At 74.9% G+C, this 24,197-nt stretch carries 21 protein-coding genes; 15 read left to right on the top strand and 6 right to left on the bottom strand.

Annotated elements, in window-relative coordinates:
- The 3 genes from AB0C78_RS25785 to AB0C78_RS25795 form a co-directional block, all read left to right on the top strand.
- On the top strand, positions 1 to 1,060 hold a 1,060-nt coding region (locus AB0C78_RS25785), incomplete at its 5' end, for a sugar ABC transporter permease (protein ID WP_360752263.1).
- Positions 1,057 to 1,851 (top strand): carbohydrate ABC transporter permease, encoded by a 795-nt coding sequence (locus tag AB0C78_RS25790; protein ID WP_360752265.1) that lies wholly within the window; start codon positions 1,057 to 1,059, stop codon positions 1,849 to 1,851. The genes AB0C78_RS25785 and AB0C78_RS25790, both read left to right, overlap by 4 nt.
- A gap of 49 nt (positions 1,852 to 1,900) precedes the next feature.
- On the top strand, positions 1,901 to 4,597 hold the full coding sequence (locus AB0C78_RS25795) for a sugar-binding protein (protein WP_360752267.1): 2,697 nt from the start codon (positions 1,901 to 1,903) through the stop codon (positions 4,595 to 4,597).
- 89 nt (positions 4,598 to 4,686) lie between these two features.
- Here AB0C78_RS25795 and AB0C78_RS25800 read toward each other — a convergent pair whose 3' ends face one another.
- Positions 4,687 to 5,424: a GntR family transcriptional regulator gene (locus AB0C78_RS25800; protein WP_360752270.1), complete on the bottom strand. Its 738-nt coding sequence runs from the start codon at positions 5,422 to 5,424 to the stop codon at positions 4,687 to 4,689.
- A gap of 144 nt (positions 5,425 to 5,568) precedes the next feature.
- Here AB0C78_RS25800 and AB0C78_RS25805 point away from each other — a divergent pair, with 144 nt between their 5' ends.
- The 5 genes from AB0C78_RS25805 to AB0C78_RS25825 all read left to right on the top strand — a co-directional run bounded on the left by AB0C78_RS25805 (position 5,569) and on the right by AB0C78_RS25825 (position 10,774).
- Positions 5,569 to 6,567 (top strand): Gfo/Idh/MocA family oxidoreductase, encoded by a 999-nt coding sequence (locus AB0C78_RS25805; RefSeq protein WP_360752272.1) that lies wholly within the window; start codon positions 5,569 to 5,571, stop codon positions 6,565 to 6,567.
- Positions 6,564 to 7,547, top strand: coding sequence for a 5-dehydro-2-deoxygluconokinase (gene iolC / locus AB0C78_RS25810; protein ID WP_360752275.1), 984 nt, complete (start codon positions 6,564 to 6,566; stop codon positions 7,545 to 7,547). Before AB0C78_RS25805 ends, iolC begins: the two co-directional genes overlap by 4 nt.
- Positions 7,544 to 8,434 (top strand): aldolase, encoded by an 891-nt coding sequence (locus AB0C78_RS25815; RefSeq protein WP_360752278.1) that lies wholly within the window; start codon positions 7,544 to 7,546, stop codon positions 8,432 to 8,434. Before iolC ends, AB0C78_RS25815 begins: the two co-directional genes overlap by 4 nt.
- 20 nt (positions 8,435 to 8,454) lie before the next feature.
- Positions 8,455 to 9,306, top strand: a complete 852-nt coding sequence (gene iolB / locus AB0C78_RS25820; protein ID WP_360752280.1) for a 5-deoxy-glucuronate isomerase — start codon at positions 8,455 to 8,457, stop codon at positions 9,304 to 9,306.
- A gap of 205 nt (positions 9,307 to 9,511) precedes the next feature.
- Positions 9,512 to 10,774 carry a beta-ketoacyl-[acyl-carrier-protein] synthase family protein gene (locus AB0C78_RS25825; RefSeq protein ID WP_360752283.1) on the top strand — a complete coding sequence of 421 codons (1,263 nt, stop codon included), beginning with the start codon at positions 9,512 to 9,514 and terminating at the stop codon, positions 10,772 to 10,774.
- Positions 10,775 to 10,834: 60 nt separating this feature from the next.
- On the opposite strand, the gene AB0C78_RS25830 is transcribed toward AB0C78_RS25825, so the two are convergent.
- Both AB0C78_RS25830 and AB0C78_RS25835 read right to left on the bottom strand, forming a co-directional pair.
- Positions 10,835 to 11,194 (bottom strand): hypothetical protein, encoded by a 360-nt coding sequence (locus tag AB0C78_RS25830; protein WP_151546394.1) that lies wholly within the window; start codon positions 11,192 to 11,194, stop codon positions 10,835 to 10,837.
- Between the two features lie 101 nt (positions 11,195 to 11,295).
- Positions 11,296 to 12,270, bottom strand: a complete 975-nt coding sequence (locus AB0C78_RS25835; protein WP_360752285.1) for a DUF3068 domain-containing protein — start codon at positions 12,268 to 12,270, stop codon at positions 11,296 to 11,298.
- Positions 12,271 to 12,576: 306 nt separating this feature from the next.
- Between AB0C78_RS25835 and nirB the strand changes: the two genes are divergently transcribed.
- The 7 genes from nirB to AB0C78_RS25870 all read left to right on the top strand — a co-directional run bounded on the left by nirB (position 12,577) and on the right by AB0C78_RS25870 (position 20,435).
- Complete coding sequence (nirB, locus tag AB0C78_RS25840) at positions 12,577 to 15,081, top strand: nitrite reductase large subunit NirB (protein ID WP_360752287.1); 2,505 nt, start codon at positions 12,577 to 12,579, stop codon at positions 15,079 to 15,081.
- Positions 15,078 to 16,550: an FAD-dependent oxidoreductase gene (locus AB0C78_RS25845; protein WP_360752290.1), complete on the top strand. Its 1,473-nt coding sequence runs from the start codon at positions 15,078 to 15,080 to the stop codon at positions 16,548 to 16,550. Before nirB ends, AB0C78_RS25845 begins: the two co-directional genes overlap by 4 nt.
- 86 nt (positions 16,551 to 16,636) lie before the next feature.
- The gene (locus tag AB0C78_RS25850) at positions 16,637 to 18,091 is read left to right on the top strand and encodes an MFS transporter (protein ID WP_360752292.1); all 1,455 of its coding nucleotides are present in this window, start codon (positions 16,637 to 16,639) and stop codon (positions 18,089 to 18,091) included.
- 19 nt (positions 18,092 to 18,110) lie between these two features.
- Positions 18,111 to 18,704, top strand: a complete 594-nt coding sequence (locus AB0C78_RS25855; protein WP_360752294.1) for a TetR/AcrR family transcriptional regulator — start codon at positions 18,111 to 18,113, stop codon at positions 18,702 to 18,704.
- A 10-nt stretch (positions 18,705 to 18,714) separates the two neighbouring features.
- Positions 18,715 to 19,236, top strand: coding sequence for a gamma carbonic anhydrase family protein (locus AB0C78_RS25860; protein ID WP_360752297.1), 522 nt, complete (start codon positions 18,715 to 18,717; stop codon positions 19,234 to 19,236).
- 16 nt (positions 19,237 to 19,252) lie between these two features.
- On the top strand, positions 19,253 to 20,140 hold the full coding sequence (locus tag AB0C78_RS25865; protein WP_360752300.1) for an amidohydrolase family protein: 888 nt from the start codon (positions 19,253 to 19,255) through the stop codon (positions 20,138 to 20,140).
- A gap of 106 nt (positions 20,141 to 20,246) precedes the next feature.
- Positions 20,247 to 20,435 (top strand): hypothetical protein, encoded by a 189-nt coding sequence (locus AB0C78_RS25870; RefSeq protein WP_151546327.1) that lies wholly within the window; start codon positions 20,247 to 20,249, stop codon positions 20,433 to 20,435.
- Positions 20,436 to 20,511: 76 nt separating this feature from the next.
- On the opposite strand, the gene AB0C78_RS25875 is transcribed toward AB0C78_RS25870, so the two are convergent.
- The 3 genes from AB0C78_RS25875 to AB0C78_RS25885 form a co-directional block, all read right to left on the bottom strand.
- A complete protein-coding gene (locus tag AB0C78_RS25875) occupies positions 20,512 to 21,243 on the bottom strand; it encodes a Crp/Fnr family transcriptional regulator (protein WP_360752303.1) in 732 nt (243 codons plus the stop codon).
- 373 nt (positions 21,244 to 21,616) lie between these two features.
- A complete protein-coding gene (locus tag AB0C78_RS25880) occupies positions 21,617 to 22,537 on the bottom strand; it encodes a 5'-3' exonuclease (RefSeq protein ID WP_360752306.1) in 921 nt (306 codons plus the stop codon).
- Between the two features lie 102 nt (positions 22,538 to 22,639).
- Positions 22,640 to 24,184 (bottom strand): SpoIIE family protein phosphatase, encoded by a 1,545-nt coding sequence (locus AB0C78_RS25885; RefSeq protein ID WP_360752309.1) that lies wholly within the window; start codon positions 24,182 to 24,184, stop codon positions 22,640 to 22,642.
- Positions 24,185 to 24,197: the final 13 nt, after the last annotated feature.

The raw sequence follows: 24,197 nt of genomic DNA on the forward strand, positions 1-24,197 counted from the left end.
CCCGGCGCGGCGGCGGGGCACCGGCCGCCCCCTGCGCAGACGCGGGGCGGCCCGCGCCGACGAGGTGACAGCGAGGAGCGCGCAGATGACGACCGTCGCGCGGCAGAAGAGCCCCGAGCCGGGGCCCGAGGCGTCCGGCTCGAGCAACGGGCGGCCCGCAGGGCGCCGGGCCAGGTCCCGGCCGCCGGGGGAGCCCCGCTCCGTCGGCTGGCTGTACGTGCTGCCGGCCCTGGTGGTGTACGGGGCGTTCCTGCTGTGGCCGCTGGTGCGGGGGGCGCAGTTCTCCCTCTACCACTGGGACGGCATCGGCCCGGCGACCTGGGCGGGGCTGTCCAACTACACCGCGACCTGGACCGACCCGACGCTGCGAGGCGCGTTCGGGCACCTGCTGGTCCTGATCGTGTTCTACGCGATCCTGCCGTGCTGCATCGCGTTCGTGCTGGTCGCCGTCATGTCCCGGACGAAGATCCGCGGCCTGACGTTCTTCCGCACCGTGCTGTTCATGCCGCAGGTCATCGCGATGGTCGCGGTCGCGGTGGCATGGCAGTGGGTGTACTCGACGCACGGGCCGATCAACACCGTCCTCGGCTGGCTGCACGACCTCGGCCTGCCGGACTGGCGGCACGGCTGGCTCGGCGACTTCACCTTCGCGCTGCCCGCCATCGGGCTCGTCGGCACCTGGGTGGAGATCGGCCTGGCGCTGGTGCTGTTCCTGGCCGGCGTGCAGAAGATCCCCCGGGAGCTGTACGAGGCGGCGCGGATCGACGGCGCCGGGGCGGTCCGGGAGTTCTTCACCGTCACCCTGCCGGGGCTGCGGCGCGAGCTGTCGGTCGCGCTGACGCTCACCACGATCATGGCGGTGCGCAACTTCGACCTCATCTACATGGCCACCGCCGGCGGCCCGGGCGACTCCACGAAGGTGCCCGCCTACGAGGTCTACAACCGCACGTTCAACACCGGCGAGGTCGGCCTCGGCTGCGCCATCGGCGTCACGCTGGCCGTGCTGGCGTTCGCGATCACCGCGGGCATCGGCCGCCTCGTCGAGGGGAAGGGCGAATGAACAGGCGTTACGAGCGGATCCTCAACCACGCCGTGCTGGCGCTGTTCGCGGTGGTCGCCCTGTTCCCGATGATCGGCATCGTCGCGCAGGCGCTGAAGCTGCCCGGGAGCCTGTCGTTCGACACCTTCCGGGTCGCCTGGAACGAGGGCCACTTCGCCGCCTACCTGCGCAACAGCGTGATCGTCACCGCCGTCACGGTGGTGCTGGCGAGCGTCTTCTCGATCATGTCCGGGTACGCGCTCGGCGTCATGCGCTTCCGCGGCGCGGGCGCGGTGTTCCTGCTGTTCCTCGCGGGCCTCACGATCCCCACCGAGGCCGTCGTCGTGCCGCTGTACTTCGACCTGCGCTCGGCCGGGCTGGACAACACCTACGCCGGGCTGATCCTGCCGCAGGTCGCCATGTCGGTCGCGTTCGGCACGTTCTGGATGCGCGCCTACTTCCGCAGCGTCCCCCCGTCGCTGATGGAGGCGGCCCGGATGGACGGCGCGTCGAGCTGGACGACCCTGTGGCGGGTGCTGGTGCCGATCGGCCGGCCCGCCATCCTCACCATGGTCGTGCTGATCACCATGTGGACCTGGAACGAGTTCCTGCTTCCGCTGGTGATCGTCAACTCCGACGAGGGGCTGCGCACCGCGCCGCTCGGGCTGTCGTTCTTCCAGGGCGCGCACAAGACCGACTACTCGCTGCTCATGGCGGGCGCGCTGATCATCGCGGCGCCCATCGTGATCGTCTATGTCTTCCTGCAACGGCGGTTCATTGCAGGGATGCTCTCGGGGGCCATCAAGGAGTAGGGAGTCCGGGGCCGCCCCCCAGCGGCCCCGCAACGGAACAGGAGAGTTCATGCGAAGACTCGCCCTACCCGCCGTCCTGTCCGCCGCGCTGGCGGGCTCGGCCATCGCGCTGGCCGGCCCGCCCGCGCAGGCGCGGACGGCACCGTCCGACCGCACGGCACCGTCGGAACAGGGCCGGTTGGACGTGCTGTTCGTCGGGGCGCACCCCGACGACGAGTCCGGAACCCTGTCGACGCTCGGCCAGTGGAACGAGTTCGACAAGGCGAGGACGGGCGTGCTGACCGTCACCCGCGGCGAGGGCGGCGGCAACGCCGCGGGGACGGAGGAGGGCCCGGCGCTCGGCCTGCTCCGCGAGGACGAGGAGCGCCGCGCGGTCGGCAAGGCGGGCGTCACCGACGTCCACAACCTCGACAAGGTCGACTTCTACTACACGGTGAGCGCCCCGCTCACCGAGGACACCTGGGGCCACGACGACACCCTCGCGAAGGTCGTGCGGATCGTCCGCGAGACCCGGCCCAAGGTGATCGTGACGATGAACCCGGCGCCGCTGCCCGGCCAGCACGGCAACCACCAGGAGGCCGCGCGGCTGGCGACCGAGGCGTACTACGCCGCCGCCGACCCGAAGGCGTTCCCGACCCAGTTGAGCAAGGAGGGCCTGAAGACCTGGGCGCCGGGACGGCTGTTCCAGGGCGGCGGGGCGTCCGGGCCGACCGGGCAGGAGTGCGCCGCCAAGGTCACCCCCAGCACGCCCGCGTCGGTGGCGTACGGGGTGTGGGGCGGCCGGACGTCGGCCCGCAACGGCGGCAAGACGTGGGCGCAGGTCGAGCGGGAGGCGCAGCGGCTGTACGTCAGCCAGGGCTGGGCCGGGTTCCCGGACGCGCCGTCCGACCCGTCCAAGATCGGCTGCGACTACGTCACGCAGATCGCGAGCCGCGTGCCGTTCACGCTCGGCAACACCGACCCGTCGGCTCCGCTGGAGGGCGCGGTCACGCCGGGCAAGGGCGGCCTGCCGCTCGGCACGCAGTTCTTCCTGACGGCGCAGTCGTACGGGGTGACGCCCGGCGGCGCGTTCAAGGTGACGGCGCATGCCAGCGCGCCCGAGCAGCTGAAGAACGCGCGGGCCGCGCTCTCCGTGCCGGCTGGTTGGAACGTGACAGGAAGCGGTGACCTGGGCAAACTCGGGTCGAGTGAGCGGACTGCGACGTTCACCGTGACGCCGCCCGCCGGCGCCTCCGTGGGCCGCGCGCAGATCTCCGCGACGCTCACCTCCGGCCGTGCCACCGGCCAGACCGCGACGATGGTGAACGTCCAGCCGCCGGTCACGGGCCAGCAGCAGCCGCTGCCCCGCGTCGACGACTTCGACACCTGGGCCACCAAGACCGGTGTGCCCGCGCTCATCGGCCAGATGAAGCGCGTCCTGACGGTCGGCTCGGGCAAGTCCCGCGACGTGCGGGTGGACCTGGTGAACACCACCTCGTCCGCGCAGTCCGGCACGGTGAAGCTGGACCTGCCGAAGGGCTTCTCCGCCGACGCCGCGTCCAAGCCGTACACGCTCGCGGCCGGCGCGAAGGGCACGGCCACCTTCAAGGTGACCAACACCGACGCCTCGCTGCCGACCTCCAACGAGGGCGGCTCCGGCGGCGACTACGACTACACCATCACCACCACCCCGTCGTCCGGCCCGGCCGACGTGGAGACGGCGGCGCTGGAGCTGGTCCCGGTCGCCGAGATCCCGAAGGCGTCCGCCGCCCCGAAGATCGACGGCAAGGAGGAGGCCGGCGAGTACACCGGCGCCGAGCTGAACCTGTCGCGGGTGTGGGAGGGCGACGCGTGCACGTCGGCCGCCGACTGCTCGGCGACCGGCAAGGTGACCTGGACCGACGACGCGCTGAACGTGCTGGTCAAGGTCCGCGACGACAAGCAGGGCACGGTCCTCGGCGCCGACGACTGCAAGCGGCACTGGCGCACCGACTCGGTCGAGATCGGGATCGACCCGCGCGGTGACTCGGAGAACACCTCGACCACCTTCAAGACCGGCATCTTCCCGCAGATGGCGGACGGCAAGCCGTGCTTCGAGCGCGACGCCGACGCCCACCAGGGCGGCGCGGACGCGGCGCCCGGCATGCAGGTGGCCGCGACGGTGAACCAGCCGTACGACGGCTACACCATCGAGGCGAAGATCCCGTTCAAGGACCTGCCGACCGCCGTGGACCCGGCGCGGATGGGCCTGAACGTCTTCGTCTACGACTCCGACACCCAGGACAAGACCGGCCAGACCCGCATCGGCTGGTCGACCTGGGGCGGCGTGCAGGGCGACCCGTACCGCTGGGGCCAGACGACCCTGCCCGGCTACACACCCGACCCGAGCCTGCCCACCACCCCGCCCGCGCCGGTGATGCCGACCGACGCGGCGGCCTCGGTGAACTCGCCCGAGTCGATCGAGCAGGCCGTCCGGACCGGGATCCCGCTCGCGGGCGGCCCGGCGGCGCCGCGCTCCGACAGCGCGGGCATCTCCGGCACGCCGAAGGTGTCCGGCGGTTCGACGACCTTCCGGCTGCGGGCGACCGGCCCCGGCACCGCGCACGTGACGGTCTGGGACGGCAAGGTGCTCGGCACGAAGACGGTCGAGGTGAAGCGCGCCGGCTCGCAGTCCGTGACGGTCACGGGCGCGAGCGGCCTGCTCGCCGTCGCGTTCGAGGCGGCGAAGGGGGGCACGGCGAGCAGCATCGCCCGGCTGAGCCGGTGAACGAGCGCCGCCGCGCCGGGTTCGCGCCCGGCGCGGCGGCGTCCGCCCGCGGGCCGGGCCGGGCGCGCCGGGGGACGCGTCCGGCCCGGTCAGCGGCCGACGAGCGTGTGGGAGAAGGAGTACCGGTCGGCCCGGTAGACGTGGTCGCCGTACTCCACGGCGGTGCCGTTGTCGTCGAAGGCGGTGCGGGTCATGGTGAGCAGCGGGGTGCCGCTCCGCTCGTCCAGCAGCCGCGCCTCCGCGGCGGTCGCGGCCCGCGCCCCGATCGTCTGGTGCGCGATCCGCAGGTTCACGCCGGCCGCGCGCAGCGTCTCGTACAGGCCGTGCTCGGCGAGGTGCTCGGCGGTGACGTCGATCAGCCCGGCGGGCAGCACGTTGGTGAGCAGCGCCAGCGGCTCGCCGCCGGTGAGCCGCAGCCGGCGCAGCCGCAGCACCTCGGTCCCGGCGGGGACGCCGAGCCGCTCGGCGGCCTCGTCGCCGGCCGGGGCGGGGCCGAACTCCAGGACGCGGGTGCGCGGCTCGGCGCCGGCCGCGGCGAGGTCGTCGTGCAGGCTGGTCAGCTCGATCGGGCGGCGGACCTGCGCCTGGACGACCTGGGTGCCGACGCCGCGCTTGCGGACGAGGAGCCCCTTGTCGACCAGGTGCTGGATCGCCTGCCGGACGGTCGGCCGGGACAGCCGGTACCGGGCGGCGAGGTCGAGCTCGTTGTCCAGCCGGGCGCCGGGCGGCAGCTCGCCGGACCGGATGGCGGCCTCGAGCTGCTGGGCGACCTGGAAGTACAGCGGCACCGGGCTGGCGCGGTCCAGCGTGACCGTCGGTCCGTGCACGCGCGGCTCCTTTCACGGGGTCGCGACGCAGCTTAGTCCACCGGCCGTCCGGAGATATTTAAGTCCTTATGTCAGGACATAGTGTTGACAGATGTTGGATCGTTCCATGAGACTCGGTCGCGATTCACGGCCGGAAGGGGTGCGATGAGGATCGGGCTCGCTGGAGCGGGACGGATCGGGACCGCGCACGCGGAGACGCTGCGCGCGCTGCCCGGGGTCGCGGAGGTCGTCGTCGCCGACGCCGACCCGCGCCGGGCCAGGGAGGCGGCCGCCAGGCTCGGCGTCCGGGCCGCCGACGACGTCGGCGCGCTGTTCGCCGCGGGGCTGGACGCGCTGGTCGTCGCCGCCCCGACGGACGCGCACGCCGGCCTGGTGGTGCGCGCCGTCGAGGCCGGGACGCCGGTGTTCGTGGAGAAGCCCGTCGCCCCCGACCTGCCGGGGACGATCGAGGTGCTGGAGGCGGTCCGCGGCGCGGGCGTGCCCGTGCAGGTGGGCTTCCAGCGCCGCTTCGACCCCGGCCACGTCGCCGCGCGGGACGCGGTGCGCTCGGGCCGGCTCGGCTGGGTGCACACCGTCCGATCCTGCACGCTGGACCCGGTGCCGCCGCCGGACGCCTACATCCCCGGCTCCGGCGGGCTGTTCCGCGACTGCTCGGTGCACGACTTCGACGCCGTCCGGTTCGTCACCGGACGCGACGTGACCGAGGTGACCGCGACCGGCGCCAACCGCGGCTCGGCCGCCTTCGCCGAGGCCGGCGACGTCGACACCGGCGCGGCGACGCTGACCCTGGACGACGGGACGCTCGCGCTCGTGTCCGCCACCCGCTACAACGCGGCCGGCTACGACGTGCGGCTGGAGGTCCTCGGCTCGGAAGGCGGCGTCGTCGCCGGGCTGGACGACGGGACGCCGCTCTCCCCGGCGGCGGGCGGGATCCGCCCCGCCGGGCCGGCGCACACCGGGTTCCTGGAGCGGTTCGCCGGTGCCTACGCGGCCGAGCTGGCGGCGTTCGCCGAGATGGTCGCGGGCGGCACGGCCAGCCCGTGCCCGCCCGAGGAGAGCCTCGAGGCGCTCTACATCGCGGAGGCGTGCGAGATCTCGCGCCGCGAGCGCCGCACCGTCACGATCGAGGAGGTGCGCCGATGACGCCCGCGGGCGGAGCGCCCCACGACCTGGTCACGATGGGCCGCGTCAGCGTCGACGTCTATCCGCAGCAGGTGGGCGTGCCGCTGGAGGACGTCGAGACGTTCGGCAAGTACCTCGGCGGCAGCCCCACCAACGTGGCGGTCGCCGCCGCCCGGTACGGGCGCCGCACCGCGGTCGTCACCCGCACCGGCGCCGACCCGTTCGGACGGTTCGTCCACACGGCGCTCAAGGGCTACGGCGTGGACGACCGGTTCGTCACCGAGGTGCCCGGCCTGCCGACGCCCCTGGCGTTCTGCGAGATCTTCCCGCCGGACGACTTCCCGCTGTACTTCTACCGGTACCCGAAGGCGCCCGACATGGAGATCCGCGCCGGCGAGCTGGACCTGGACGCGATCGCCGCCGCCCGGATCTTCTGGGCGACGGTCACCGGGCTGTCGCAGGAGCCGAGCCGCGAGGCGACGGTCGCCGCGCTCGCCGCCCACCCCGGCACCACCGTCCTCGACCTGGACTACCGGCCGATGTTCTGGGAGTCGCCGGAGGAGGCCCGCGCGCGCGTGCAGGACGCCCTGCGGCACGCGACCGTCGCGGTCGGCAACCTCGACGAGTGCGAGGTCGCCGTCGGCGAGCGCGAACCGCGCGCCGCCGCCCGCGCCCTGCTGGACCTCGGCGTGTCGGTCGCCGTCGTCAAGCAGGGCCCGCGCGGCGTCCTCGCCGCGTCCGCGGACGGCGCCGTCGAGGTCCCGCCGACGCCGGTCGAGGTGGTCAACGGTCTCGGTGCCGGGGACGCGTTCGGCGGCGCGCTCTGCCACGGGCTGCTCAGCGGCTGGGACCTGGAACGGATCGTGCGTTTCGCCAACGCGGCCGGGGCGATCGTCGCGTCCCGGCTGGCCTGCGCCGACGCCATGCCCACCGCCGGCGAGGTCGAGCGGCTGCTGGCCGCCCGGCCCGCGCCGGACCCCGGCAAGGAGGTCACCGCGTGAGCGCGGGAACGTTCGCCGAACGCTACGCCGCCCTCGCCGAGATCAGGGCCGCGCACCCGGAGGCGGTGGCGCGCGCCGCGGCCCGGCGGGTGCGGCCGTCCGGCCCGCCCGGCGCGTCCGGCCCCCTGATGATCATCGCGGCGGACCATCCGGCGCGCGGCGCGCTGCGCGCCGGATCCGACCCGCTGGCCATGGCCGACCGCCGCGACCTGCTGGAGCGGATGTGCGCGGCGCTCGCGCGGCCGGGCGTGAACGGCGTCCTCGGCACCCCCGACGTGCTGGAGGACCTGCTGCTGCTCGGCGCGCTGGACGGCAAGCTCGCCGTCGGCTCGATGAACCGGGGCGGCCTCGCCGGCGCGTCGTTCGAGATCGACGACCGGTTCACCGCCTACAGCGCGCCCGCGATCGCGGCCGCCGGGCTGGACGGCGGCAAGATGCTGCTGCGCGTCGACCCCGCCGACCCCGCCACCGCCCGGACGCTGGAGGCCTGCGGGCGCGCGGTCACCGACCTCGCCGCGCACGGGCTGATGGCGATGGTCGAGCCGTTCATGTCGGCGCGGGGCGAGGACGGGCGCGTCCGCAACGAGCTCACCGCGGAGGCGATGATCCGCGCGATCGCGATCGCCTCCGCGCTCGGCGCCACGTCCGCCCGCACCTGGCTCAAGGTGCCGGTCGTGCCGGACATGGAGCGGGTCATGGCGGCCTCCACGCTGCCCGCGCTGCTGCTCGGCGGCGAGGTGTCCGCCGACCCGGACGCCGCGCTCGCCGGCTGGCGGAAGGCCCTGGAGCTGCCGACCGTCCGCGGCCTGGTCATCGGCCGCAGCCTGCTGTACCCGCCGGGCGGCGACGTCGCGGCGGCGGTCGACGCCGCGGTGGCGGCGCTGTGAACACCCGCGAGGAGGATCGGATGACCGTGGACGTGGCGCCGGCGGACGCCGGATGGACCTACTCGGGCCTGCGCGTCCTGACGCTCGGCCCCGGCGAGGAGACGACCGTCGGGACGGGGGACGCCGAGACGCTCGTGCTGCCGCTCGCCGGGTCGTGCCGCGCCGCCGTCACCGTCCCGGGCGAGGAGGCGGTGACGTTCGACCTGCGGGGGCGCGCCGACGTCTTCTCCCGCGTCACCGACTTCGCCTACGCGCCGCGCGACGCGACGGTGGTCGTGTCGTCGCGGGACGGCGGCCGGTTCGCGCTGCCGTCCGCCCGCTGCGAGCGCCGCCTGCCGCCGCGGTACGGCCCGGCCGAGCAGGTGCCGGTCGAGCTGCGCGGTGCCGGGACGGCGAGCCGCCAGGTGAACAACTTCTGCACGCCGGACGCGTTCGAGGCGGACCGGCTCATCGCCTGCGAGGTGCTGACGCCCGGCGGGAACTGGTCGTCCTACCCGCCGCACAAGCACGACGAGCGGACGGCGACCGAGTCGGTGCTGGAAGAGATCTACTACTTCGAGGTCGCGGACGGCCCCGGCGGCCGTCCAGGCATGGGCTACCAGCGGGTGTACGGCACCGCTGACCGCCCCATCGACGTGCTGGAGGAGGTCCGGACCGGCGACGTCGTGCTGATCCCGCACGGCTGGCACGGGCCGTCGATGGCGGTGCCCGGCTACGACCTCTACTACCTGAACGTGATGGCGGGCCCGGGGGAGGAGCGGGCCTGGCGGATCTGCGACGACCCGGCGCACGCGTGGGTCCGCGGCACCTGGGCGGACCAGGCCGCCGACCCGCGCCTGCCCATGACGTCGGCCGCCGGCCGCGAAAGCTGAGGCGACCGCGGCCGGGGGCTTCGCCGGGGAAACGGAAAAGCACCAGCGTCCCTTGATCCGGACCGCCGTGACGGCGTTTCCGGAGTTCTCGCATGGTGGTGACAAAAACGCCCGCGAGAAATGTGCCCGGAGGGCCAAGTGGCGGCGCGCGGGCGGCGGCTAGCTTCCAATCCTTGCGTTTTCCGAGACGACCGCGAGGTGACGGATGACAGCTGCGCGCCGGGCCGACGGAACTCCCCGGGTGGTGGTCACCGGGTTCGGCGTGAAGAGCCCGGCGGGCGGCACCCCGGACGAGGTCGTCGCCGCCGTCTTCTCCGGGAAGTCGCAGGCCGTCCACGTCCAGGAGTTACTGGAGGCGGGGACGGCGGTCTCCTACGGGTGCCCCGCGCAGCCGTTCGAGGAGGAGCGCTACTTCACCCGCCCAGAACTGCGGCGACTCGACCGCATGACACGCCTCGGCGTCGCCGCCGCAGAGGACGCGCTCGCCGACGCGGGCCTGCGCGGGCCGGACGCCCCCGCGCCCTGGCGGCGCGGCGTGTACGTCGGGACGGCCGCCGCGAACCTCGCCTCGGTGGTCGCGCTCGGCGGGCACGAGCACGCCGGGACGCTGCACCGCGTCCCGGTCCCCGCCGTCCCGATGATCATGCCGAACGCTACCGCCGCGAACATCTCGATCCGGCACGGGTGCGAGGGCCCGTGCCCGACGTACTCGACCGGCTGCGCCAGCGGCGCCACGGCGATCGGCGAGGCCGCCCTCGCGATCCGCGCCGGCCGGATCGACGCCGCCGTCGCGGGCGGCGTCGACGCGATCCTCACGCCGTTCGTGATGGCGGCGTTCGCGCGCATCGGCACGCTCGCCCGCCGCGACGACGCGCCGCACTCCGCGAGCCGCCCGTTCGACGCCGGCCGGGACGGGTTCGTCGTCGGGGAGGCCGCCGCGTTCCTCGTGCTGGAGCGCGCCGACCATGCCGCCGCCCGGGGCGCCCGCGTGCACGGCGAGATCGCCGGGTACGCCGCCGCGAGCGACGCCGCGCACATCGTCGCGCCGCGCAAGGACGGCCGGGTCGCCGCCCGCTGCATGGCGGCGGCGCTCGCCGACGCGCGCCTCGGCCCGCGCGACATCGGACACGTCTCCGCGCACGCCACCGGGACCCGGAGCAACGACGGCGCCGAGGCCCTCGCGATCGACCGCTGCTTCGGCGGCGACGCCCCGCCCGTCACCGCCACCAAGGGCGTGACCGGCCACATCCTGGGCGCGGGCGGCGCCCTGGAGGCCCTCGTCGCGCTGCGCTGCGGCGCCGCCGGGCTCGTCCCGCCGACCGCGAACTTCGCCGGGCCGGACGCGGAGACCGGGCGGATCGACGTCGTCCACGGGGAGGCGCGCACGATCCCCGCGTCGGCGCCGGTGCTGTCCAACTCGTTCGGTTTCGGCGGCCACGACGCCGCGCTCGTCCTCACCCCCGCCTGAGCACGCGCCGGAGCGGGGCGCGCCCGACACGGGGCGCGCCCCCACGAAGCAGGGCCGCCGTCAGCGGCCGGGGTTCTCCAACTGGAAGAAGTTGCTCTGCGCCCCGTCCTTCTTGTGCTCCTGGAAGATGAAGTCGAGCTCGCGCTCGTCGAAGGTGCGGAACCAGTCGTCCCAGGAGATGTGCTCCAGGTTCTCCCCGCCGTACCCCGGGAAGTCGAACAGCAGCCGGCCGGGCCTGCCCCCGTAGTCGCTGCCGGGCACGCTGCACGGCTCGGCGCCGCGCTCGTCGGCCCACTGGCGGATCACGTCGTGGTCCGTGGTGACCAGGCTCTGGCCGGGGCGCTCCTCGTGCTGGTCCGGTGCGGTGATCCGCCGGTCGTACTTGTGCTCGCCGCGGATCGGATGGTTCTGCCCGCCCATCGGGTCCCCCTTCCCTCACGGATGTGCGGCCGGCCCCGTGGACCGGGCCGGCCCGGGCGTCCCAGGGGACGTACCCATACATCTCGGACTTAACGGGCAGGTCAGCGGGTGGTGGCGAGCGGCTCGCCGCGCTGCCGGCTGCGCGGCGGGCGCCGGCGCCCGGTCCGGCCGACGACGGCCCCGGCCGCGAGCAGCACCGCGCCGACCGCCGCCGCGCCGACCGGGACGGCGATCCGCAGCAGGTTGATCTTCGACGCGCCGTCCTCCGACTTGTCCTGCAGGGACTTCTGCGACTCCGGCGTCATCCGCAGGTCCATCTGCCCCACCACGAGGCGGCCGGGGCCGCTCTTCGGCTGCAGCGTGGACAGCACCTTCTGCTCCTGGTCGATCGGGTTGCCGGTGCGCGGATCCACCCAGTACGTGGCGTCCGCCTGGTAGTAGCGGTCGACCGGGACCGCGGGGCTTCCCTTGGCGCGGCCGAGCAGCTCGCCGGGCACGTCCGGCAGGGGCTTGCCCGCGACCTTGGTGTTCGGGATGTGCTGGACGAACCGCCACGCGTCGATGCCGTGCACCCGCTCCTTGCCGACGTAGACGGCCGGCCAGGCCCGGCGCGTCGCGGGGTCGTAGACCGGCTTGTCCTTCTTGGTCGCGTTCACCGGCCAGAACAGCCCGAGCCCCGACTGGCGCGCGGACACGTTGCCGTCCACCGACGCGCCGCAGCAGGCGGTGAGCAGCCCGGTGCGGCGGTCGAACGCGACCCGCTGGTTCTGGATCTCGATCGTGGTGCCGCGCGTGACGTCCTGGATCATCGTCGCCGAGTCCCAGACGGCGACGTCGCCGTGCGAGGACGTCACGTCGCCCCGGACGGTGTTGGTGGCGACGACGGTCGCGCCGGTGACCTGCCTGGCGGACGCGGCGTCGAAGTAGGTGGCGTTGTCGGCGCGCAGCCGGGTGACCTGGTAGACGTCGGTCGGCGCGGCGATCAGCCGGGGGGCGACGTAGAAGCGGACCAGCACGGCGGTGATCAGGAGGAACGCGCCCAGACCTGTGAGCACCATGCCGATGACGTTGCGCAATGCCGCCTCCTCGTCGTTCCCTGCTCCCTCGTCCCCGATCGCCGGGCGGTGCGCCCGGTCCGCACATCGTCCGCCAAGAAGGCGACGAAATGAATGCATATGGACGGGAAACCGAAAATTTGTGCGGACGCCCAGCGCCGCCCGCCCGCGTTTGTGCCCCCGCGAAGGACCCGGATCCGGTCCGTCCGGACGCCGCCCGCGCCGGAGGCCCGCCCGCCTGACCTCGGCCTCGGGTGTGAGCGCCAGTTAACGCGGGGGTGACGTTCGGGACCCATACGAGAAATAAGCCTCTCCGAGGATCAAGGCATGGAAGCCCGCAACGAACCGGACATGCACCTGGTCGTGGTCGGCCACGGACCGGCCTCGCACCGGCTGGTGGAGGCCCTGCGCGAGCGCGACGCCGCCGGGACGTGGACGGTCACCGTCATCGGCGAGGAGCCGCGCACCGCCTACGACCGGGTGGCGCTGACCACCCACCTGGAGGGCGCCGACCTCGCCTACCCGGCGCACGGCGGCGAGGTCTCCGTCGTCACCGGCGAGCAGGTCACCGCGATCGACCGCGCCGCCCGCACCGTGACGACCTCGGCCGGACGCACCGTCGGCTACGACGCGCTGGTGCTGGCCACCGGGTCGGCGCCGTTCGTTCCGCCGGTGGAGGGCCGGGACCTGCCCGGCGTGTTCGTCTACCGGACGATCGACGACCTGGACGCCATCCGCGAGTACGCGCGCGGCCGGGAGACCGGCGCGGTGGTCGGCGGCGGCCTGCTCGGCCTGGAGGCGGCCCGCGCCATCCAGGGACTCGGGCTCCGCAGTGGCGTGGTGGAGGTCGCGCCGTGGCTGATGCCGCGCCAGCTGGACGAGGGCGGCGGCGCGATGCTGCGCCGCCACATCGAAGCCCTCGGCATGGCCGTGCACGCCGGGGAGCCGATGGAGCGGCTGGAGGCGGGCGCGGACGGCGCCGTCGCGGGCATCGCGCTCGCCGGCGGGCGGCGGATCGACGCCGAGGTCGTGGTGTTCTCCGCGGGCATCCGGCCGCGCGACGAGCTGGCCCGCGGCTGCGGGCTGCCGGTGGGGGAGCGCGGCGGGATCGTCGTCGACGCGTCCTGCCGCACCGAGGACCCGGCGATCTGGGCGATCGGCGAGTGCGCGCTCGTCGGCGGGACGGTGTACGGCCTGGTCGGGCCGTGCTTCTCGATGGCGGAGGTCGTCGCCGACCGGCTGCTCAACCCCGAGAGCACCGCGGCGTTCGAGGGCGCCGACATGTCGACGAAGCTGAAGCTGATGGGCGTGGACGTCGCCAGCTTCGGCGACCCGTTCGCCGGCCCCGACCAGGGCGCGCTCGGCGTCACCTACACCGACCCGGTCGCCGGCGTCTACAAGAAGCTCGTGGTCAGCGACGACGCGAAGACCCTGCTCGGCGGCGTGCTGGTCGGCGACGCCGAGTCCTACGGGACGCTGCGCGCCTACGTCGGCGGGGACCTGCCCGGCGCCCCCGAGCAGATGCTGTTCGGCGGGACGGAGGCGGCGGGCGGCGACCTGCCCGGCGCGACCGTCATCTGCTCCTGCAACAACGTCACCGCCGAGACGATCCGCGGCGCGATCGCGGCGGAGTCCCTCACCGACGTGCCCGCGGTGAAGGGCTGCACGAAGGCCGGGACGAGCTGCGGCAGCTGCGTCCCGCTGGTCAAGCGGATCCTGGACGCCGAGCTGACCGCCGCCGGCATCGAGGTCAGCAAGGCGATCTGCGAGCACTTCGACTACAGCCGCGCCGAGCTGTTCGACATCATCCGGGGCGGGCGGGTCACGAGCTTCACCCAGCTCGTCCAGGAGCACGGCCGCGGCCGGGGCTGCGACATCTGCAAGCCCGCCGTCGCGTCGATCCTCGCCAGCCTCGGCAACGGGCACATCCTGGAGGGCGAGCAGGCCGCGCTGCAGGACACCAACGACCACTTCCTGGCCAACCTGCAGAAGAACGGCACGTACTCGGTCGTCCCGCGGGTCCCCGGCGGCGAGATCACCCCGGAGAAGCTGATCGTCATCGGCGAGGTGGCGCGCGACTTCGGCCTCTACACCAAGATCACCGGCGGGCAGCGGATCGACCTGTTCGGCGCCCGCGTCGAGCAGCTCCCGGAGATCTGGAAGCGGCTCGTCGACGCCGGGTTCGAGTCCGGGCACGCCTACGGCAAGGCGCTGCGCACGGTGAAGTCCTGCGTCGGCTCCACCTGGTGCCGCTACGGCGTGCAGGACTCGGTCGCGATGGCGATCCGGCTGGAGCTGCGGTACCGGGGGCTGCGCGCCCCGCACAAGCTGAAGTCGGCCGTGTCGGGCTGCGCCCGCGAGTGCGCGGAGGCGCAGAGCAAGGACTTCGGCGTCATCGCCACCGAGAACGGCTGGAACCTCTACCTCGCCGGCAACGGCGGCATGCGGCCCCGGCACGCCGACCTGTTCGCCTCCGACCTGTCCGACGAGGAGCTGATCCGCACCATCGACCGGTTCCTGATGTTCTACATCCGCACCGCCGACCGGCTGCAGCGCACCGCGAGCTGGCTGGAGGCCCTGGACGGCGGCGTCGACTACCTGCGCGAGGTGATCGTGGACGATCGGCTCGGCATCTGCGCCGAGCTGGACGCCGCGATGGAGCGGCACGTGGCCGCCTACTCCGACGAGTGGCGCGACACCCTCGCCGACCCCGACCGGCTCCGCCGGTTCGTCTCGTTCGTCAACGCGCCGCAGACCCCCGACCCGAGCATCGAGTTCGAGGTCGAGCGCGAGCAGATCAAGCCCGTGCTCCTCCCGCTGGAGGTCAAGTGAACCGCGAACGGATCGTCGTCGTCGGGAACGGGATGGCCGGGGCCCGGTTCGTCAGCGAGCTGCGCTCCCGCGACCCGGGCGTGCCCGTCACGGTGTTCGGCGCCGAGACGCAGCGGCCCTACAACCGGGTGCTGCTCTCGAACGTCCTCGCCGGGATGACCAGGCCCGACCACATCAGCCTGGTCGACGCGGCCTGGTACGCCTCGCACGGGGTGGACGCCCGGCTCGGCGTGGAGGTCGTCCGCGTCGACCGGGAGGCGCGCGCCGTGCACGCCTCCGACGGCACCGTCACCCGCTACGGCACGCTCGTGCTGGCGACGGGCAGCACCGCGTTCGTCCCGCCGATGCCGGGTCTGGAGGACGGGCTGCCCGGCGGCGCGCTCGTGTTCCGCACGCTCGACGACTGCCGCCGCATCTCCGAGCTGGCCGAGTCGGCGAAGAGCGCGGTGGTGGTCGGCGGCGGCCTGCTCGGGATCGAGGCGGCGCGCGGGCTGATGGGCCGGGGGCTGGAGGTCACGGTCCTGCACCTGGCCGGGCACCTGATGGAGCGCCAGCTCGACCCCGCCGCGGGCAAGGTGCTGGCGCGGACGCTCGCGAGCCTCGGCATCGGCACCCGCGTGCAGGCGAACGTCGCCGGGCTGCGCACCACCGGCGCCGGCGACGACCGCAGGGTCACCGGAGTCGAGCTGGCGCTGCCGGACGGCGGGCGGGAGGTCCTGGACACCGACCTGGTCATCCTGTCGTGCGGGGTCCGGCCCGAGGTGTCGCTGGCCCGGGACGCCGGCCTGGCGATCGGCCGGGCGGTGGTCGTGGACGACGAGCTCCGCTCGGTCACCGACCCGTCCGTCCGCGCGATCGGGGAGTGCTCGGAGCACCGCGACGAGGTGTACGGCCTGGTCGCGCCCGCGTGGGAGCAGGCGACCGTGCTGGCCGGGCTGCTCGCCGGCACCGACCCGGCCGCGCGCTTCACCGGCGCCCGGCAGATCACCCGGCTGAAGGCGGCCGGGATCGAGCTGGCGTCGATGGGGGAGACGCACTTCGGCGACGACGACGACGGCGTGGAGGTCGTCCGGTTCAGCGACATGGCGCGCGGCACCTACAAGAAGGCGGTGATCCGCGACGGCCGGCTGATCGGCGCGATCCTGCTCGGCGAGACGTCCGCGGCGGGGACGCTCACCCAGCTCTACGACCGGGCCTCGCCGCTGCCGTCCGAGCGCCTCGACCTGCTGTTCCCGGGGCTCGGCGGCGCGCCCGAGGCTGCCTCGCCGGTCCGGATGCCGGACGCGGCGACGGTCTGCAACTGCAACAACGTCAGCAAGGGGCAGATCCGCGCCTGCTGGCAGGACGGCGCCCGCACCGCCGACGAGGTCTCCCGGCGGACCCGCGCCGGGACCGGCTGCGGGAGCTGCCGCGACGCGCTGGAGGGCATCGTGTCCTGGCTGGACGAGCAGGAGTCGGTGGACGCCTGAGGAGCTAACTCGAACAAACTTGTTCAAATTTCACGCTGAGCGGGCTACGCTAACCCGAACAATGGTGTTCGAGTTAGGAGTTCGCCGTGCACGACCATCCGGCCGCGCCGCCCCCCGCGCCCATGCACGCGCCGCACACGCACCCGGGCGCGCCGCCCGCCGATCCCCGCCGGTGGCGGGCCCTTGTCCTGCTGTGCGTCGCCCAGTTCATGCTGATCATCGACGTCACCGTGGTGAACGTCGCCCTCCCGTCCGCCGCCGCGGACCTGCACCTCGGACGCGGCGCCCAGACCTGGGTGGTCACCGCCTACTCGCTGTGCTTCGGCGGCCTGCTGCTGCTCGGCGGGCGGCTCGCCGACGCCATCGGCCGCAGGCGCGCCTTCCTGCTCGGGCTCGCGCTGTTCACCGCCGCGTCCCTGGTCTCCGGCCTCGCGGGGACGGGCGGGGTGCTCATCGCCGGGCGCGCCGCCCAGGGCGTCGGCGCGGCGCTGCTGTCCCCGGCCGCCCTGTCGATCGTCACCACGACCTTCCACGGCGCCGAGCGCAACCGGGCCCTCGGCGTGTGGGCGGCCGTCGGCGGCACCGGCGCCGCGGTCGGCGTGCTGGCCGGCGGGCTGCTCACCAGCGGCCCCGGCTGGGAGTGGGTGTTCTTCGTCAACGTCCCGGTCGGGCTCGCCGTGCTGGCGCTGCTGCCGTCGGCCGTGGCGCACGTCCCGCCGGTGCGCCGCCCGCTGGACCCGGGCGGCGCGGCCGCCGCCACGCTCGCCGCCGGATCACTCATCGACGGGCTGGTCAAGGCGGGCGAGGACGGCTGGGGATCGGCGCAGGCGCTCGTCCCGATCGGGGCCGCCGTGGTGCTCGCCGCCGTGTTCGTGGTGATCGAGCGGACCGTCCGGTCCCCGCTCGTCCCGCTCGGACTGCTGCGGCGCCGGACGGTCGCGTCCGGCAACGTCCTCATGGTGGCCGCGTCCGTGCTGCTGCTGTCGGGATTCTTCCTCTGCTCGCAATACCTGCAGAACCTGCTGGGCTTCTCCGCGGTGGAGACGGGCCTGACGTTCCTTCCGGCCGCCGTCGGCACGATCGTGGGCGCCCACCTCGCCTCGCATCTGGCCGGCAAGGCCGGCGGACGCCCCGTCGCCGCCGCCGGGTTCGCGATCGCGGCGGCGGGCGTGCTGCTGCTGGCGCGGGTCCCCGCCGGGGGCCACGCCTGGCCGGACGTCGTGCCGGGCTTCGTTCTGCTGGCCCTCGGCGCGGGCGCCGGGTTCGTCAGCGCCACCACGACCGCGATGAGCGGGATCGGCCACGAGGAGGCCGGGCCGGCGTCCGGCGTCGTCAGCACCGGCCACGAGATCGGCGGCGCCCTCGGCGTCGCGCTCGCCACCGCCCTGGCCGGCGCGAGCGTCGGCGGGCACGGCGCCGGCGGGTTCCACACCGCGTTCGCGGCCTTCGGCGTGCTGGCCGCCGCCGTCGCGCTGCTCGCGCTCGTCCTCGTGCCGCCGGGTCGTCCCGGCCCCGGCGACGGCCCCGTGTTCGCGCACTGACGGCCCGTACGCTGATCCCATGACCTCCGCGACCCGCCGCCGCGCCGACGCCGAGCGCAACATCGAGGCCATCCTCGACGCCGCCCTCACCCGCCTCGGCCGCGACCCCTCGGCCAGCATGACCGAGATCGCCCGGGCCGCGGGGGTCGGGCGGGTCACCCTCTACGGGCACTTCCCGTCCCGGGAGGCGCTCGTGGACACCCTGTTCGACCGGTCGCTGGCCGACGCCGACGCCGTCCTCGGCGCCGTCGACGTCGACGCAGGGCGTGCGGACGAGGCCCTCGCCCGCCTCGTCCGCTCGTCCTGGCGCGTCCTGGACCGGCAGCGGACCGTGCTGACGGTCGCGCTGCGGGTGCTCGGCCCCGAACGGGTCCGCGGCCGGCACGCGGACGTCCTCGCCCGCGTCGAGCGCCTCCTGCGGCGCGGCCGCGACGAGGGCGTCTTCACCGCCGCCGCGCCCCCCGGATGGCAGGTCACCGCCGTCTACACGCTGATGCACGCGGCCGCGCAGGAGGTGGACGAGGGCCGCCTGGACGCCGCCGACGCCGCGGAGACGCTGGTCTCGACGATCTTGGGCGCCCTCGGCGGCGGCCCGCCCGGGAGCGGCCGGTAGGCTCCGCCGCATGGCCGTCTACGCGCTGGGAGACCAGGTCCCCGACATCCATCCGACCGCGTACGTCCATCCGGGCGCGACCGTCATCGGGTCGGTGACCCTCGGCGAGGGCGCCACCGTCTGGCCCGGCGCCGTGCTGCGCGGCGACTACGGGACGATCACCGTCGGCGCCCGCACGTCCGTCCAGGACGGCACGGTCGTGCACACCACCGAGGAGTGGCCGACCGTCATCGGCGCCGACTGCGTCGTCGGCCACAACGTCCACCTGGAGGGCTGCGTCGTCGAGGACCGGTGCCTGATCGGGTCCGGCTCCGTCGTACTCAACCGCGTCCGGGTGGGGACCGGGGCCGTGGTGGGCGCCGGGGCCGTCGTCACCGAGGACGCCGTCGTCCCGCCCGGGCACACCGCCCTCGGCGTCCCCGCCAAGCCCAGGCCCGGTGGGATCGACGAGAAGTGGCACGCGGAGGCGGTCGCGATGTACGTCGCCAACGGCCGCCGCTACGCCGCCGAGCTCAAGCGGATCCGGGACTGACGCGGGGGAGGCGCACATGCTCGACGGACATCCGCTCATCGACGCCCACGTCCACACCGCGCGGCTGCCGACCCTGCCCCCGGCATGGCGGCAGTGGGCCGAGGAGTTCGGCTCCGCGCACCCCTGGCAGGACCTCTACGACGACTCCGGCACGCTCGTCCCCGAACGGGTCGACGCCTACTTCGAGGCCGAGGGCGTGGACGTCGCGCTGCTGCTGTGCGAGTACAGCCCCAGGACCACCGGCTACCAGCCCATCGAGGACCTGGTGCCGCTGCTCAAGCACAACCCGCGCCGCTTCAAGCCGGTCGCCAACGTCAACCCGCACCTGCACTACCCGATCGACGCCGAGCTGGAGCGCCAGCTCGGCTTCGGCGCCGTCGCGCTCAAGCTGCATCCGGTGCACGGCGGGTTCTCCGTCGCCGACCCCGAGCTGTACCCGGCGTACGCGCTGTGCCGGGACGCGGGCCTGCCGGTCGTCGTGCACTGCGGCACCAGCTCCTTCCCCGGCTCGGCCAACCGGTACGCCGACCCGACCCCGATCGACGACGTGCTCCGGCTGTTCCCCGGGCTGACGTTCGTGCTGGCGCACGGCGGGCGGGGCTGGTGGTACGACGCGGCGGCGTTCCTCGCGCTGTCCCGCGAGGAGGTGTGGATCGAGCTGTCGGGGCTGCCGCCCCGCCGCCTCCCCGAGTACTACGCGCGGCACGACCTGAAGCGGCTGGCGCGCAAGTTCGTCTTCGGCACCGACTGGCCCGGCGTCCCCGGCATCGAGCGCAACGCGCGGGCGATCGCCGGCCTCGGGCTGGACGAGGAGACCGTAGCGCTCGTCCTCGGCGGCAACGCGATGCGGGTGTACCGCGGCCTCGCCGACGATCCGGAGCCAGGACAGGTCGCCGGCGGCTGATTCGGGCGTCCGAAACCGGGACGCCGTTTCGCGGGCGCCCGAACGGTGATCGGGACGGTACCCGCGGGACGCCCGGCGCGTCCCGAACCCCCAACCGGAGGACGCCATGCTCGCGATCGTCGCCGCGATCGTCTTCGCCCTCGCCCTGCTGTTCGACCTCGCCGACGTCTCGTCGGACGCCATCAACAACGGGACGCTGACCGTCCTCGGCCTGCTGCTCCTGTCGCTGCACTTCGCGGGCGTCGGCACCGGCCGCGACTGGCGGCACTACACGCGCCGCCGCCGGCGCCGCTGACCTCCTCCTCCGCCGCTCGCCGCCCGGCGCCCCGCCCGGCGTCTTTGTGATCTACAACGTAAAGGCGCCGGGCCGGTCACTCGGCGGGGTCGCGCGCGAACGCGCGGAGCGCCCCCGGCGCCACCACGGTGATCCGCCGGCGGCCCGTCCGGACCAGGCCCGCGCGGCGCAGCACCGCCAGCGCGCGGGCGACGGTCTCGCGCGAGGCGTCCATCCAGCTGCCCAGCTCCTCCTGCGACAGCGGCGGCCCGATGTCCACCGACCCGTCCGGGGCCGGCGGCGCGTACGCCGCCGACAGCTCGGCGAGATGCGCCAGCAGCATCGCCAGCCGCCGCGGGCCCTGCGCCGACACGTTCGCCTGCACGCGCCGCCCCGCCTCGTCGAGGCGCCGCACGAACGTGCCGCTGACCAGCCGCCACGCCGCCGGGTGGGCGTCCAGGAACGCGGTGAACCGGGCGGCCGGCACCACCAGCCCGCGGACGGGGGTGAGCGCGGTCACCGTCGCCGACCGGTGCCGGCTGCCGAGCACCGCGCTCTCGCAGACCAGGTCGCCGGGGCCGCGCACGGCCAGCACCACCTCGTGGCCGTCCGGCGTCGTGGACGTCACCTTCGCCCAGCCCGACCGGATGACGATGATGTGGTCGGAGTCCTCGCCCTGGTAGCACAGCGGCGCCCGCGCCGGGTAGTTGCGCGGGCGGGCCGCCGCCTGCAGCGCGGCGCGCTGGACCGGGTCGAGCTCGGCCCAGAAGCCGTCGCCGCCGGGCGGGGAGGGCGCGGCGAGGCCGCGGGGTGGGGTCCTGGTGTTCACGGGGTGCCGGCTTTCCGAGCCCCGCGGGGCTCACGGTTCGGGACGGACGGGCGCGCGCCGGTGCGCGCCGCATGGTGAACCGGTACCCGCGGCAGATGGGGGGAGTGGGGCGGTGAGGCCCAGTGCCGCGGATACCGGTCCGCTCGTGCGGCCGCCGCGGCCGGACCCGGTGCCCGGTCGACGGCCGTCATCGCCCGTCCCGCGGCGGCGTGCGTGCTCTCCGCATGTCCCTAGGAGAACCCCTCATTGATCCACATGCTGCGCGCGCGGGCGCACCGCGTCTGCGTCATCTGACACTTTCGGGGAAAATTGCAGCCGAGAATTCTCCGCCCCGAGACCCGCGCGCATTCCGGGACCGGGCGCGGCGGGCGGGCTAGCGGGACAGGGCGTTCAGTAGCCGGTTGACGGGGCTGGAGAGGTTCCACGTGTCGGCGAGCTCCACGAGCGCCTCGGCGTCCCGCGGTTCGGCGGGCAGCCGGTCGTCCAGCTTCGCCAGCTCCGGCGCGTCGATGTCGGTGACGACGCGCACCACGGTCTCGGCGGACGCCAGGTAGTCGCGCGCCGCCTCCATCCGCTTGCGGGCGCCCGCCGGGAACCCGTCGGTGATCCCCGCGTCCAGCGCCGCCAGGATCCCGTCGACCGACCCGAACCGGGTGATCAGCGCGGCGGCGGTCTTGTCGCCGACGCCCGGCACCCCGGGCAGCCCGTCGCTGGGGTCGCCGCGCAGCGTCGCGTAGTCGCCGTAGCCGCGGCCGGGGATGCCGTACTTGGCCGCCACCTCCGCCTCGCCCATGACCTGCAGGTTCCGGATGCCGCGCGCGGTGTACAGCACCGACACCGGGCCGGCGTCGTCGACGAGCTGGAACAGGTCGCGGTCGCCGGTGACGATGTCGACCGGGCCGTCCGCCGCGCCCCGCACGGCGAGGGTGCCGATGACGTCGTCGGCCTCGTAGCCGGGGACGCCGGCGCGGGCCAGCCCGAACGCGTCCAGCACGGCGTCGATGACGGGCAGCTGCGCCTCGAGCGCGTCGGGGGTCTGGTCGCCGCCGTCCTCGGCGACGCGGTGCGCCTTGTACGACGGCAGCGCCTCGACCCGGAACGCGGGCCGCCAGTCGGCGTCCATGCAGCAGACGAGGCGGTCGGGGGAGCGGTCCTGGACGAGCCGGGCGATCATGTCGATCAGCCCGCGGACGGCGTTCACCGGCGTGCCGTCCGGCGCCGTCACCGACTCGGGCACCCCGTAGAAGGCGCGGAAGTACAACGACGGCGTGTCCAGCAGCATCAGCCCGCTCATGGCCTCATGCTCCCACGCGCCCCCGACATCCCGGCGGCGCCACGGCAGGACGCCCGGACGCGCCGCCCGAGCCGCCCGAACGGCCCAGGCGGCTCGGGCGGTTCACGTGACCTGGACGGCGAGCACGCACGTGTCGTCGTCGGGGTTGGCGGCGCCGAGCGAGCGCAGCACGTGGTCGATGACGGCGTCCGGCTCGGCGCCCGGCCGCGCCGCGGCAGCGGCCAGCAGCATCCGGAACCCGTCGGCGAGGTCGCGGTCGCGGCGCTCGACGAGCCCGTCGGTGTAGAACAGCAGCAGGTCGCCGCGGTGCAGCCGGGTGATGACCGACGCCAGGTCCGGGGCGTCGTGCGCGCCGAGCAGCACGCCTTCGGGGGCCTCCAGCAGCGCGGCGGCGCCGTCGCGGACCAGCAGCGGCGGCGGGTGCCCGGCCCGCGCCCAGGTCAGCACGCGGGGGCCGGGCTCGTAGCGGGCGGCGACCGCGCTCGCGGTCGGCGGCCGGTCCCGCCCGCGCGCGGGCCCGTCGAGCGGCGTCCGGTTCAGCAGCATCCGGTTCAGCGCCGCCAGCAGCCGGTCGGGCGCCGCGCCGGTGCAGGCCAGGCCGCTGAGCGCGTTGCGGACGCGCGCCATCCCGGCCGCGGCGGGCGGGCCGTGCCCGGCGACGTCGCCGATCGCGAGGAAGACCTCGCCGTCCGACAGTGCCGCCGCCTCGTACCAGTCGCCGCCGACCCGCGTCCCGCCGCACGCGGGCAGGTAGCGGACGGCGGCGCGCAGGCCCGGCAGGTCGCGGGGGCCGCGGGGCAGCGGCAGCAGGGCGCGCTGCAGCTCGACGGCGGTGCGCCGCTCCTCGGCGAGGCGGAGGTGCTGCCGCGTCAGCCGCAGGCGGGTCGCGGCGAGCAGGTCGTCGCGGCGGCCGCGCGCGGCGTCCTGGAAGACGACGCGGAGCGCGGCCGGCTCGCCACCGGCGTCCAGGACGGGCTCGGCCATCGCCCGCAGGTGCCGGACGGCGCCCCCGGCGCGGACGCGGAGCTCCACGTCGGCGGGCTCGCGGCGGCCGAGCAGGGCGCGCGTGAAGTGCTCGGCGTGCGGCAGGTCGGCGGGGACGACGTGCTCGGCGAGCCGGTCCAAAGCCACCGGCCCGGCGGCGGGGTCCCGCCCGAACAGCTCGTACAGCCCGGCGGACCAGCGGGCCTCGCCGGTGGCCAGGTCCCAGCGGGCCCAGCCGAGGCCGCCGAGCCGCTCGACGAGCGCGAGCTGCGCGGCCGGATCGGCGTCGTCGGCCGTGTCGGCGGCGTCGCTCCGCGGCGCGGCGCGCGGAAGCGGCACCTCGCTCCGCCCGGGGAGCCGTCCGGGCGCCGGAGCGGCCGGGAGGCGGTCTCGGCACGGGGTGTCCGGGACGGCGCCGAGCAGCAGCGCGGCCGCCGTCTCCGGCTCGACGCCCGCGCCGGCGGCGAGCTCCAGCAGCCGGTCGTAGGCGGTCTCCACGTCGCAGCCGAACCGCTCGGCCAGCACGCCCTTCGCTTGTTCGACGGTCGCCTGCTCGACGGTCGCCTGCTCGACGGCGGCCTGCCCGGCGGGAGCGGGGGCCGGGGCGGGGACGCGGGCCGCCGCCGTATCCTCGCGTCCGGCGGTGTCTCGGGTGCGCCGCATCGGCTCAGCCGCG

Origin of the sequence: Actinomadura sp. NPDC048394 (assembly GCF_040651755.1) — a bacterium.
Taxonomy (GTDB): domain Bacteria; phylum Actinomycetota; class Actinomycetes; order Streptosporangiales; family Streptosporangiaceae; genus Spirillospora; species Spirillospora montaniterrae.